The following is a 13796-nucleotide window of genomic DNA, read 5'->3' as shown; positions in this document are numbered from 1 at the left end:
TAACTTTATCCTAAATATATTTTTATAAATTCATCATATTTACCATAGAAGTCTTTGTTCTTTTCGGCACATTTTATTTTTTTTAAGCATAGAATAGAACAAGGAAGGTGGTAATAGTGAGAAAAATGAGTAATTCTAAACTATGTCCAATTTTAAGTGCCAAGGTTATGGCTCAATCTAGAGAGGAATTGCCTGTAATAATCCAATTTAATAAAAATAGTTCAAATCTTAAGGAGAATATTTCAAACTTATCTACAAAAATAAAATCAAACCTGCCTCTAATAGAAGGGTTTGCTGGGCACATGACTACTGATATAATCTATAAATTAGCTAATAGCCCAGAAGTAGATTACATTAGTTTTGATTCAAAAGTATATACTTTACTAGATATTGCTACACCTACCATGGAAGCATATTTCCCTCATGAAAAAGGTTATGAAGGTGAAGGAATAACTGTAGCAGTTATAGACACAGGTGTAGCTCCTCATGAGGATTTAACTAGACCTGATAACCGAATTATTGGATTTAAAGACTTTGTAAATGGTAAAGACTCTCCTTATGACGATAATGGTCATGGTACACACGTAGCAGGAATCATCGGGGGAAATGGGTATGCATCTAAAGGAAAATATACAGGAGTAGCCCCTAAGTCTAACATACTAGGTATCAAAGCTTTAGATGAAAATGGAAGTGGAAATACATCTGATATTATAGCAGCTCTATCCTATGCAGTAGAAACTAAAAATAAATATAACACAAGAATAATTAATCTTTCTTTAGGAAGTCCCCCTAATAATTCTTGTCAAAAAGATCCCCTATGTAAAGCTGCACAAGAAGCTGTAAAAAATGGACTAATAGTAATAACCGCTGCAGGAAATAGCGGACCAAATGAAGGAACCATACTATCTCCTGGCATTAGCTCAGAAGTTATAACTGTTGGTGCTGTTGATGATAAAAGAACTATAGATCCATCAGATGATACCATTGCCTCTTTTTCCAGTAGAGGTCCTACTAAAGATGGTCTAATAAAGCCTGATATTGTGGCTCCAGGAGTAAATATAAAATCTCTGTCTAATACAAAACTAGATGGATATCTTGCTCTAAGTGGAACTTCTATGGCTACACCGCTAATATCAGGAAGCGTGGCTCTTCTTTTAAATAAAAATGCTAATCTTTCTCCAAGAGAAGTAAAAAATAAGATTGCTAGATCTTGTATAGATCTTAATGATTCTAAAGAAAATCAAGGCGCAGGTATGCTTAACTTAAAAATATTGTTTGATGATGGTGTTCAACAATCAGGAAGAAGAAAACCTTCTAAGCCTTCGAAACCTCCATCAACAACTCCAGCTTTCTTTGAAGGAGATATTTTTGAAAGTTTTTTAATATTGCTAATAATAATATTTTTATTAGATTCAAAGATATAGAAAAGGTTCCTATTATTGAACTTTAAACTATATTTAAACATAAAAAAGAGGAAGTTGACCTTCCTCTAGTTTACATATTTAATTGGATTTTGATTTGTTCCATTTTTTAATATTTCTAAATGGAGATGAGGTCCTGTAGACCTACCAGTGTTCCCTACATTAGCTATATGTTGACCTTTATAAACCTTATCTCCTACTTTAACTAAAAGTTTGCTACAATGAGCATACCTAGTTTTATAGCCATTGCCATGATCAACCTCTACCATATAGCCAAAATTCCCTTTATAACCAGAAAAAACAACTTTTCCTCCATCAGCAGCTTTAATAGGGGTTCCTACTTTTGCAGCTATGTCTAAACCTTTATGCATCCTGCCATTTCTCATACCATATCTTGAAGATATACTTCCTCTAGTAGGCATTAAAAAGGATCCTGTAGCAACAGTTTTAGGCACTTCTTTAGTTCCTCTAACTACGACCTCATCTATCGGTTTTTCCACTATTTCTTCTTTGATTATTTCCTTTTCAACAAGAACACCATTATGTTTTATAACATTGGCTAGTATTTGATTTTTCCCTTTAGCACCTTCTACCTTAACCTTTTTTTCATTTTTATACATTTTTTCATTATACTCTATTTTTACATCATAATTTATATTTTCAGTGTATTCAACTTCTTCAATAGTAGCCACCGTAAGCATAGATTTTGGCACTACAAGTTTAATTTCATCTCCTGGATATAACTTTTCTGGATTCTTATCTTGATTAGCTGCAATTAAGTCATCTACAGACATATTATATATTTTAGCTATAGTCCATAGACTCTCTCCAACTTCTACCATATGAGTCTTTATTTCTTCTGAGCCAGTTTCTATGTATTTTAATAATTCTTCTGAACTTTTCATTTTATTTAAAAGAACATCTTTCTTAACTATCTGAACATCTTCAAGAATCTTAACTTCTTTTATTTTAGAATTTTCTTCAACCTTAGATATATATGGTTCTTTTATTTTTTCAATAATATTTTTTACTTCCTTTTCTGTTTTTAAGGCACCTATCTCTTGATTGTTGACTAATAAAACGTAACCACTTACTAAAAAACTCATTTTAGATTTCATATTCTCTCTTAACTGAACACTAGAAGTAATTAAGTCATCCTTCACATGAGTTTGTTCAAATTTAATATCTTTGTTGATTACCACATCTACATTATATGTACTAGATAAATCAGCTTTTAAATTATCTAATATATCTAAAGCTTCTTCTTGTTGTCTAATAGTTCCTACTTTATTATTACCAAAGTATACATCAAAAGCTCTTGTTCTAATTTCATTGATTTTATACCCTGTAATTCCTAGTCCTACTATTACTAGTAGCATAAAGCCTATTAAACTATTCTTTAAATTTATGTTTTTAAGTTTATGATTTTTTATGTCATTAATTAAATTTGCTATTCTTTCTTTAGCCACAATAATCTTAAGTTCCAAACGATTTGGTTCATCCATGGATTTAAAGTTCCTCCTAACCTTTAGCTTGCCTTAAAATCATATCTTTAAGACTTTTGTAATCAATTTGTAACAATATGATTAATTATAACACAATACAAAAATTTTTCAACTTGCTAGCCTGTCTAGTATTACATAGTATCTTCTATATACTTTTTATTATTCTTTCCATTTACTTTCAGCTAATTTCAATAGTTCTACCTATATATTTCCATTTACATAAATATTTCATAATTTTTTGTTACAAATATTTAATAATATTTATTTTTATGAAACAAAGTTTTTGAAATAATGTATTATAATCATTAATCATCTTATAAATATTATAATTCTTAACTTTTTACCAATTTATTATACTTTTATTTACTATATTTATTATAAGTATTTATATCTTAATTATTGGAAATACTTCTATTGTCTTCTATTATGTAATAGAAATATACTAAAGGCTTATGCTTTTTTATCGTACTACATTTTTATAAAGATCAATAGGAGGTTTAATATGAATCCTATAGTTAAAAGTAATTACGTAAATTCTGCTTCTCCTTTTGCAGTAAATAATTTTTCAAATTTAATTTTTAATTATTTAATTGATAAAGTTAACGTAGATAGAGAACTATTAATATTATGTATTGGAACTGATAGATCTACTGGAGATGCCTTAGGTCCATTAGTAGGTCATAAACTATCTTCCGTTTTGAGTAATTATAAAAATGTTCACCTGTTAGGAACTTTAGATTCTCCTGTTCATGCTCAAAATCTTGAAAAGATTATTGATAATTTAAACGATGACTACAAAGACCCTTTTATAATAGCTGTAGATGCATCACTTGGTAGGCAAGATAAGGTAGGCTATGTTTGCATAAAAAACTCCTCGTTAAAGCCAGGTGCAGGAGTTAATAAAAACTTACCTGCTGTTGGAGATATTAGCATAACTGGAGTAGTCAACATAGGAGGAATGATGGAGTATATGGTATTGCAAAACACTAGGCTATCTATTGTAATGAGTATGGCAGAAATAATATCTAAAAGTATACATTCTGCTTTATTCAAATTTTATGCAGAGAAAGACAAAGAATGTACATATTAATTTATTTTTTGATACTTATTTAAATTACAAAAAAGTAGCCGAAATGGCTACTTTAATCACAAATTATATTTAATTTATAATCTACTATAGTAAAGAAAGCTTCATTTTTTATAGGAAAAACTTCTCCATCTAAGTTTAAATAAAGCTCCTTCTCTGTTTTTATCTTTATATTTTTAGCTTTATGAACTTCTACATATTTCTTATATTTAGTATGTTTTCCCCTAAAAATAGAGGGAAATAGAAATAAAATTTTAAGTTTCCCTACGTTTTTTATTAGACACATATGGAAATGTCCATCATCTACGGAGGCCATAGGAACTACTTTCATACCTCCTCCATAGTATTTGCCATTTCCTACTGCTATTAACATTATATCTTTCTTACAGGTTTTCCCATCAATTTCTAATATAACCTCTTTATTTCTAAATCTAAAAAGAGTATTAAACAACCCTATTACATAAGCTGTTTTTCCTTTAACCTTCTTTTTTACTTTTTCTGTATTAATTACTACTTCGGCATCTAATCCAACGCTGGCTATATTTAAAAAGTAATGATCGTTTATAAGACCTACATCTATATTTTTTTTATTACCCTTAACCAGTATTTCCAAAGCCTCTTTTGGATTAGAAGGAATATTTAAACTTCTAGATAAATCATTTCCTGTACCACCAGGAATAATTCCTAGGGAAGTGCCCTTATTCTCATTTATTAATCCCTTAGCCACTTCATTTATTGTTCCATCCCCACCTACTGCTACTACTGTTTTAAATTTATGTGCATTGTCTTCTGCAATGTTTATGGCTTCCTTAGGTCTGCTAGTTAACATTATTTGATAATCTTTTTCATGTTTTTCCATAGTTTCCTTAATCAAAGGTATTATCTCTTTTGTTCTTCCTCCACCAGCAACAGGATTTATTATAAAAAGTATATTGTCCATAGCTCCTCCTGGGTTAAACTAATTTTCGCTATATTCTCCTCTAATTGCTCTATCTATAACTTGCATTTCTTCTACTGATAGTGGATATATAGATTTCCCATCTTTTATCGGTTTAGCATAACAAGTAGAATGTTCTCTTCCATATATACTAGTTATTACAAAACCATTAAGGAAGTTATCTAATAAGGCAATAGAAAAGCTAAGTTCGCTTCCCATATCTGCGAAAGCATTATATCTTACAAAACCTATTTTTTGAACAGCAAAAGTTAGTTTAGTTTCCAAATCACTCATATCGTTTTCTAATTTATTTAGATTATGTTGTACTCTTTCAACATTTTCTCCAGTCCTTATTAGTAGTTCTTCTATATTATAACCATCTACTCCTCGGACTAGTTGATTATATTTCTCCTTTATTCTTGAGATTCTTATTTCAGCTATTAGATAAAGTAATATTAATACAAAAAAAGCTGCCATAAGTCCAATTATGATTTCTACATTATAAATTGCAATAATTTCTCTTAGCTGCTCCATAGGTTTTCTCCTTTCTATATTTCTCTAGCTATTTCCCTTAAAGCTTTTACAGCAAATTCAATTTCTTCATGAGTGTTATAAGGACCAAAGCTAAATCTAACTACTCCCTGTTCAAAAGTTCCAATTGTTTTATGAGCAAGGGGAGCACAATGCAATCCCGGTCTTACTGCAATATCATATTCTTCATCTAATACAAAGCTGATCTCCGAAGAGTCCTCTTCTCTTATATTAAGAGACACAACAGCACCTTGTTCTTTAACATTTAGCGGTCCATAAGCTTTTATTCCTTCAATTTTAGTTATCTCTTCAATAAAATGCTGTGTCAATTCTTCTTCATGGCTTCTTATATTGTCTATACCTCTGTCTAAAATATATTTAATTCCAGCACCAAGACCAATAATCCCCGGTGCATTAGGAGTTCCACTTTCATATTTATCTGGTCTAATATCAGGCTGATCCAATGAATAAGAGATACTTCCTGTTCCTCCTTGAAAAACATCTTCAATATCTATACCTTCCCTAACATATAATCCTCCGGTTCCTTGTGGTCCAAAAAGACATTTATGTCCTGGGAAAGCCAACATATCAATATTCATTTTATCTACATCAATATCATATACCCCTGCCGATTGAGCTCCATCTACTAAATAAAAAATTCCATGTTCTTTTGCAATTTTCCCGATAGCATCTATAGGCATAATGGTTCCTGTTAAATTAGATATATGGGTTGTAACTATTAATTTAGTATTAGGTTTTATACTTTTTTGTATATCCAATGGATTTATTCTTCCCATGGAGTCCCCTTTAACTATAGTGGTTTCAATACCTTCTTTCTCTAGGTATTTTAATGGTCTCAAAACAGAGTTATGTTCCATTGATGTTGTTATAACATGATCTCCTCTTTTTAATATACCTTTTATAGCTAAGTTTAAACTTTCCGTACAATTAAAAGTTAATATAACATTCATAGGATTTCTAATGTTGAAAAGTTTAGCAATCAATTCCCTAGTTTCAAATATACCTCTACTAGATTTAAGAGCTAATTTATGTCCAGATCTTCCTGGATTAGCTCCATAGTCTTTCATAGCCTCCATTATTGCATCATAGACCGTATTGGGTTTGGGAAAAGATGTAGCTGCATTATCAAAATATACCAAGTTACTCCACCCCCATCTTTTTTTACCATATAATTATATCATATAATTCTTTTAATAATTGATAAACAATAAATTTAATTATCTAAAGAAACTTGTGCAAATTGAAAACTTTCTACATCAAATAGACCCATATCTGTAATTTTAAGTTTTGGTATAACTGGCAGTGCCATAAATGAAAGGGTCATAAAAGGATCTATATCTTTATTTATCTTTAATTCTTCATATGAAATTTCTATCATTTCCTTTAAAATATTATTGGTTTCTTCTACAGGTCTTGATGTCATTATACCGCCTATTTCTAAAGGTAAACTTTTAATCACCTTTTCATTGGAAACGATAGTAATTCCTCCACCAATTCTTTCTAGCTCTTCTATGGCTAATAAAATATCTCTATCATTATCTCCTATAACTATTATATTATGGGAATCATGAGCTATTGTTGACCCTATAGCACCTTCTTTTAACTTAAAGTTTTCAATTAATCCTACACCTATGTTTCCAGTTTTCTTATGTCTTTCTACTACAACAACTTTTAAAATATCCTCATTAGAATAACTAAAGTATCCGTCTTTCACCTTAACTTCTCTTATAACTTTTTCTGTAACTATGCTATTTTCTCTAAGGCTGATTACATGGGCTTTGTTTGATCTCATTGGAATCTGTATATCTTTAAGTTCAATTTTCCCAATATTTACTGTATTCTTCATATAATCTGGAGTATATATATCAGATTGAAATAATGGCTTATAATGTTCTCCTACTAGTTTACCATTTTTAAATACTTTTTCTATATTGAAAGCCTCTAAGTCGTCTATTACTACTAAATCTCCATCATACCCTGGAGCTATAGCACCTTTATTTCTTAGTCCATAACATTCTGCAGCATTTAATGTAGCAATTCTTATTGCATCTATAGGATTTATTCCTTCCTTTATTGCTAATTTAATATTAAAATCGATAGAGCCTTCCCTAATTAAATCCTCTGGATGTTTATCATCAGTACAGAATAGAAATCTTCTTAAATTATCTTTATTAACCGCCTTTATTAAAGCAGCCAAGTTTCTAGCAGCAGAACCTTCTCTAAGTAGTATATACATGCCAAGTCTTAAACGGCTCTTAACTTCTTCAACAGTGGAACATTCATGTTCTGTCTTTATGCCCGATACTGCATAGGCATTTAAGTCTTTTCCATCTATCATAGGTCCATGACCATCAATAATCTTTTTTCTTCCTAAAATTAGTTTTTCTATTACCTTATCATCACCATTAATAACCCCAGGATAATTCATCATTTCTCCTAGTCCAATAACCTTTTCTTCTTCTATTAATTCTTTTAAATCTTCAGCCTCTAATATAGCTCCTGAATTTTCAAAAGATGTAGCAGGAACACAACTAGGAAGCATTATATATACGTCTAATGGAGAGTTCTTACTATCCTCTATTATATATCTTATTCCTTCTAACCCTTTAACGTTTCCTATTTCATGTGGATCTGCAATTATAGTAGTTACTCCTCTAGGTACTATTATCCTTGCAAATTGTGAAGGTGTTGACATGGAAGACTCAATATGAACATGACTATCTATAAAACCAGGAGCTAAGTATTTCCCCTCTAAATCAATTTCTTTTTTCCCAGTGTATTCTCCTATACCTACTATTTTACCTTTTTCTATAGCCACATCACCTTTTATAATTTCGCTAGTAAATACGTCTATAATATTACAGTTTTTTAAAACTAGTTCACTATCCTCACGACCATTAGATTTTCTTATAAGATTTTTTAAATCTTCCTTTAACATTTTATACCCCCTAAATCCTTCTTCTTATCTTATTAGATATTATAATATTATGATACATTATATGCCCAAATAAAGAAAGAAAAAGAGAAGGTTTCCCTTCTCTATGCCAATCTTTCATATACAACTTCTAATAAATATTCTTTCAATTTTTTACCTTCATTTAATAAAGAATTGACTTTTGAGTCTATGCTGTTTCTATATTCTTCATCTTTTATACTAAGTAAGTTTATTTTTACATTGAAAAGAGCTCCTTCTAGACCTGAATAAGCTAATAATGTACCTACTCCTACATCAGTTATAGCATTAACATTTCCATATCTAGCAAAAACTTTTTGCATCTCTAATACATGAAAACATTCTTCAGCACACCTTAAAGGAACTTCTAGCGCTTTCTTATATCCTTCTTGGATAGCTTTAGATCTAACTTTCTTTTCTTCATCCGTTTCTTTTGGAAGTTTAAAAGCATCCATAACTTCATCAAAAGCTTTAGTATCTTCGTCTACAATATGATTTAGTTTTTCTACACTCTTTCCAACTTCCCCAAAGTTTCTATCCATTTCCTGTTTAATTTCATCAGACAGTTCATCGTATAATTTTCTTCCAATAGTTAGATTACCTACCATAGCAGTTAGTGCTGCTCCTAAGCTACCAGCTAGTGCCGAAACACTCCCCCCTCCTGGAGTAGGTTCATTACTTGAAACATCTCCTATGTATTCCTTTAAACTTTTATCAATAAACATAAAAACACCCCCTATAATTATAGTTTACACTAAATTATATAAAAGGGAACAAAAATATTTTTGCTCCCTTTTTAAAGTCATCTTCTAATTACACTATTGTATTAAAGTTATTTTTGTCTAAGGAAATTGTTTTCATAATCCTTTAGTATAGCTGCTGCTTGTGGTGCTAATATTAATAACCCTATAACGTTAGGCAATACCATAATTCCATTAAACATATCTGCTATATCCCAAACTAATTCTGCATCTAGTGTAGAACCTATTACTAAGAATAATAATACTAATAATCTATAAGGTTTAACTCCTTTTCCACCAAACAGATATTTAATATTGGCTTCTCCAAAGAAATACCATCCAATTATAGTTGTAAAAGCAAAGAAAAATAAACTTACTGCTATAAATATAGTTCCTGCTCTGCCAAGACCTAAAGTAAAGGCTTGTTGAGTCATCTCAGCTCCTGTTATTCCTAATTCATGTGAGCCTGTAACCAAGTTAACTAATGCAGTAAAAGTACAAACTACTAAAGTATCTATAATAACTCCAACCATAGCTACTAAACCTTGCTGTGCTGGATGAGCAACTTTAGCTACTGCATGGGCATGTGGTGTAGAACCCATACCAGCTTCATTGGAAAAAAGTCCTCTAGAAACACCAAATCTTACAGCTTCCTTTACGGAAACTCCTAGAATACCTCCACCAAGAGCTTGTGGAGAAAATGCACTTAAAAATATCATTCTAAAAGCAGGTCCTATTTGTGAAGCATTTTTAATCATTATTACAATAGCACCAATAATATAAAGTGCAGCCATAAAAGGTACTACTAGTTCAGCAAAGGAAGCTATTCTACTCATACCCCCTATTAAGATTAATCCTGCAAATACAGCTATTGCAATACCAACAATTAATCTATTAATTCCAAAAGCACTATTTACCGCTACTGCTATTGAGTTAGATTGAACCATATTACCAACAAATCCTAATGCAAGTATAATAGTGATAGCGAAGAATGTAGCTAAAAATTTACTTTTTGCACCCTTGCTTAAATAATATGCAGGACCACCTGTTACTTCTCCATCTATTCTATCTGCATATTTTTGGGCTAAAACGGCTTCACCAAATATGGTACTCATTCCAAATAAAGCACTTATCCACATCCAAAATATTGCTCCTGGACCTCCTGAAACTATAGCTGTAGCAACACCAGCCAAGTTTCCTGTTCCTACTTGAGCTGCTATAGCTGTTGCTAAAGCTTGGAAAGAAGTCATACCATCTTGATCTGCTTTGTTATCTTTGCTAAACATACCTCCAAAGGCCTGTTTAAATGCTGGACCTATTTGTCTAAATTGTGGAAATCTTAATCTAAGAGTATAATAAATTCCGGTACCTAATAATATAAACATCAAGATAAACCACAAATTATCATTTACAGCATCTACAAATCCTTGAATACCCATAAGTCTACCTCCTCATAATAGTTTAATGGATTACAACTCTAATACACCATATAATATAACATATATCTATAGATTTTGGTAGTCCTATAAGTAATTTTATGTTAAAAAATGTACTATATTACTAAACTTTTTATAGCTTTCCCATGCCAAGTTGTTGCAATATAGCCTTTTCTTCTTTCCATTAGGCAATAATTTAATTAATCGTCATATACATCCTTTTTAAATAAAATTAACCAACCCAATATGGTTGGTTAATTTTGTTTATTTTGATCCACATCATTAAAGTAAAATCATTAAATAAGAAAAGTATAAAATTAGAATAATGGCTCCAGTAATTCTTCCAATCTTTCTTTTATAAGTTCCAGCTAATACAAAAACTGAGCTTATTAAAAATGCTACAGGAACATCTAAAAATAAAGATTGTCTATTAATTATTAGTCCTTGTTGACTTACTATTGCTGAAATTCCCATTACAATAGTTAGATTCAAAATATTTGCTCCTATTATATTTCCTATTGATAGATTTTGTTTATCTTTTACTATGGATGATATAGAAGTTACTAATTCTGGAAAAGAAGTTCCTAATGCAATTAAGGTCAAACTTATGATTTGTTTTGGTATCCTTAGAATATTAGCTATTTCTACCCCTTTATCTACCATAATGTGAGCCCCTACAAGTATTAGTAATGCCCCAAATATAAATTTTAATAAATTAGTTACGAGTTCTCTATTATCTCTATTATTTATATTATTATTTATAATTTTTTTATAATTCTTTTTCTTATGCTCTATTATATTAATAATTATAAACCATATTATTAAAGATAATAAAGCCATTCCTTCTTTAGAAGTTATAACACCATCTAGTGCCAAAACATAGAATACAACTAAATATCCTAGCATCATAATACCTCTAGCTCCAAAATATTTGCTTTCTATCTTCATAGGTTTTATTAAGGCACATACTCCTATTATAAAACCAATATTACATATATAGGAGCCAATAGCATTTCCCACAGATACATCAGAATGGCCTTCTATACTTGCTATAGCAGAAACAAAAAGCTCTGGCAAAGTAGTAGCTAAACTGACAATAGTAGCTCCAATTATTACAGGAGATATTCCAGTTTTTTCAGCTATCCAAACTGCGGCATCTACAAACAGGTCGCCACCTTTTACTGTTATCAATAGTCCAATAAAAAACATAATAAAGACCATACTTATTTCCATTCTATTCACCTCAAATTAATAAAATCTATTATCTATTAATATGGGACATCATCTTTTTTTATTACAAACATAAATAACAAAACCAACCTAACAAGGTTGGCTTATATACTCATTATTCCTTCTAGTACTATTTTGGCTTTACCTCCAACTTTAACATTATAACTATTTTGTTTTTCTTGGATATAGCAATGAATTGTACTAGGTCTATTTAAAGAGCTTCCCTGCATAGAAATTATACTATTATTTTTAATAAATCCATTTTTCTTAAGAAAGTATATTAACCCTCCATTTGAAGTACCTGTAGCTGCTTCCTCATCAATACCTACTAGAGGTGCAAAATTTCTAGTATATACCTTTCTAGAATTGAAATCTGGTAGATGAAAAGCATGCACTCCTGTTACATTAAGATCCTTAGACAACTTAGATATCTTTCCAAAGTCAATCTTTAAACTATCTAAATCTTCTTTATTATTAATAGGTAAAATAATATCTGGCAATCCTGTAGAAATTATTTCAGGGTAGACAAAGGAATTCTTTATACCAATTTGATCTTTAGTTAAATTTATACTTTCCAGTAAAAATTCTAAATTGTCTATTTTAGAAATAGATTTTGGGCTAGCTTGTTCCATTAATACTTGCTCTACCTTACCGTTTTTAAAAGTTATTTCTACACACAATTTTCCAGCCTTTGTTTCTTGATAAACTTTTCTTGTCCCATTATATATAGATGGCAAATATCCTTTTAAGGCTAAAGTATAAAAAGCTCCAATAGTAGCATGACCACATAAATCTACCTCACATTTTGGAGTAAAAAATCTAACTTTATAGTAATTTTTATCTATAGGAATTATAAACGCAGTTTCAGATAAATTCATTTCTCTAGCTATATTTTGCATTTGTTCTTCAGTCAGAAGTCTAGCATCTGGCACTACTCCAGCTGGATTTCCTCCAAAAGGCTTCTCAGCAAAGGCATCTACTTGATAAATATTTATTTCCATAATGTCTTCTCCTTTCTAGAGAACTAAGTGAAAACCAAAATGTTTCACGTGGAACATTTAATTTACCAATGTTTCTATTATTCTTTCTAAGTCTTCATCTCCATAATATTCAATCTCAATTTTACCCTTTTTAGCTCCAGGAATTAAATTAACCTTTGTCCCTAGCGCTCTCATTAAACTTTCTTCTAAATCTATTATATATGCGTCTTTATTGCTCAATATTTCCTTTTTTAAAGGCTTAATATTAGTTTTCTTCGCAATAGATTCTGTTTCTCTTACATTTAGATTATTATTGATAATATTTTCTGCTGCCTTAATTTGTTCTTTTTTATCTTTTATACTTAAAAGTGCCTTTCCATGACCACTAGTAAGTTTCCCTTCAGATATATAATTGATCAATTTTTGATCTAAATTTAATAATCTTATGGTATTCGCAATATAAGATCTACTCTTACCTACTACTTTAGCAACTTCTTCTTGAGTCAATTTATAATCTTCCATTAATTTTCTATAAGCTAAAGCTTCCTCTATAGGATTTAAATTTTCTCTTTGGATATTTTCAATTAAAGCTAGTTTTGTAGACATTTCAGTGTCTATATCTTTAATAATGCAGGGAATATCCTCTAATCCTGCTTTTTTTGAAGCTCTCCATCTTCTTTCCCCCGCAATTATTTCATATTTATCATCAGCCTTTCTAACTACTATAGGTTGAATAATTCCATGAGTCTTTATTGATTGAGATAACTCTTCTAAAGCATCTTTGTCAAATTCTTTTCTAGGTTGTTCTTTATTTGGTATAATTAATTTTATATCTATATTCTCTATACTCTCTCTATAATCTTCCGACTCCTGACTAATTAAAACATCACCTATAGGTTCTTCTGAAATTAATGCTGATAATCCTTTCCCAAGTCCCCTTTTTTTAACAGCCATG

At 30.3% G+C, this 13796-nt stretch carries 12 protein-coding genes; 2 read left to right on the top strand and 10 right to left on the bottom strand.

Annotated elements, in window-relative coordinates; genetic code table 11:
* Positions 1-125 precede the first annotated feature (125 nt).
* A complete protein-coding gene (locus tag KQI42_RS08245) occupies positions 126-1424 on the top strand; it encodes a S8 family serine peptidase (RefSeq protein ID WP_246566284.1) in 1299 nt (432 codons plus the stop codon).
* 65 nt (positions 1425-1489) lie between these two features.
* Here KQI42_RS08245 and KQI42_RS08240 read toward each other — a convergent pair whose 3' ends face one another.
* Entirely contained in the window at positions 1490-2926 is a 1437-nt protein-coding gene (locus KQI42_RS08240) for a M23 family metallopeptidase (RefSeq protein WP_216518700.1), read from the bottom strand.
* A 502-nt stretch (positions 2927-3428) separates the two neighbouring features.
* On the opposite strand from KQI42_RS08240, the gene yyaC reads away from it, so the two are divergent.
* On the top strand, positions 3429-4016 hold the full coding sequence (gene yyaC, locus KQI42_RS08235) for a spore protease YyaC (protein WP_216518699.1): 588 nt from the start codon (positions 3429-3431) through the stop codon (positions 4014-4016).
* Between the two features lie 52 nt (positions 4017-4068).
* Here yyaC and KQI42_RS08230 read toward each other — a convergent pair whose 3' ends face one another.
* The 9 genes from KQI42_RS08230 to KQI42_RS08190 all read right to left on the bottom strand — a co-directional run bounded on the left by KQI42_RS08230 (position 4069) and on the right by KQI42_RS08190 (position 13795).
* Positions 4069-4953: a diacylglycerol/lipid kinase family protein gene (locus KQI42_RS08230; RefSeq protein ID WP_216518698.1), complete on the bottom strand. Its 885-nt coding sequence runs from the start codon at positions 4951-4953 to the stop codon at positions 4069-4071.
* A gap of 18 nt (positions 4954-4971) precedes the next feature.
* On the bottom strand, positions 4972-5484 hold the full coding sequence (locus KQI42_RS08225; protein WP_216518697.1) for a DUF4446 family protein: 513 nt from the start codon (positions 5482-5484) through the stop codon (positions 4972-4974).
* A gap of 14 nt (positions 5485-5498) precedes the next feature.
* Entirely contained in the window at positions 5499-6641 is a 1143-nt protein-coding gene (locus KQI42_RS08220) for an aminotransferase class V-fold PLP-dependent enzyme (protein ID WP_216518695.1), read from the bottom strand.
* Between the two features lie 74 nt (positions 6642-6715).
* Positions 6716-8440, bottom strand: a complete 1725-nt coding sequence (gene ade, locus KQI42_RS08215) for an adenine deaminase (protein WP_216518693.1) — start codon at positions 8438-8440, stop codon at positions 6716-6718.
* A 101-nt stretch (positions 8441-8541) separates the two neighbouring features.
* Positions 8542-9180, bottom strand: a complete 639-nt coding sequence (locus tag KQI42_RS08210; protein WP_216518691.1) for a cyclodeaminase/cyclohydrolase family protein — start codon at positions 9178-9180, stop codon at positions 8542-8544.
* 107 nt (positions 9181-9287) lie between these two features.
* Positions 9288-10634, bottom strand: coding sequence for an alanine/glycine:cation symporter family protein (locus tag KQI42_RS08205; protein ID WP_216518689.1), 1347 nt, complete (start codon positions 10632-10634; stop codon positions 9288-9290).
* Positions 10635-10913: 279 nt separating this feature from the next.
* Positions 10914-11864 (bottom strand): calcium/sodium antiporter, encoded by a 951-nt coding sequence (locus KQI42_RS08200; protein WP_216518687.1) that lies wholly within the window; start codon positions 11862-11864, stop codon positions 10914-10916.
* 101 nt (positions 11865-11965) lie between these two features.
* A complete protein-coding gene (locus KQI42_RS08195) occupies positions 11966-12862 on the bottom strand; it encodes a PhzF family phenazine biosynthesis protein (protein ID WP_216518686.1) in 897 nt (298 codons plus the stop codon).
* Positions 12863-12919: 57 nt separating this feature from the next.
* The gene (locus KQI42_RS08190) at positions 12920-13795 is read right to left on the bottom strand and encodes a ParB/RepB/Spo0J family partition protein (RefSeq protein WP_216518684.1); all 876 of its coding nucleotides are present in this window, start codon (positions 13793-13795) and stop codon (positions 12920-12922) included.
* Between the last annotated feature and the right edge of the window lies 1 nt (position 13796).

Source organism: Tissierella simiarum (assembly GCF_018917865.1).
Taxonomy (GTDB): domain Bacteria; phylum Bacillota; class Clostridia; order Tissierellales; family Tissierellaceae; genus Tissierella_C; species Tissierella_C simiarum.
Note: the sequence above shows the minus strand (reverse complement) of the source record. Positions and strands in the feature narration are given on the sequence as shown.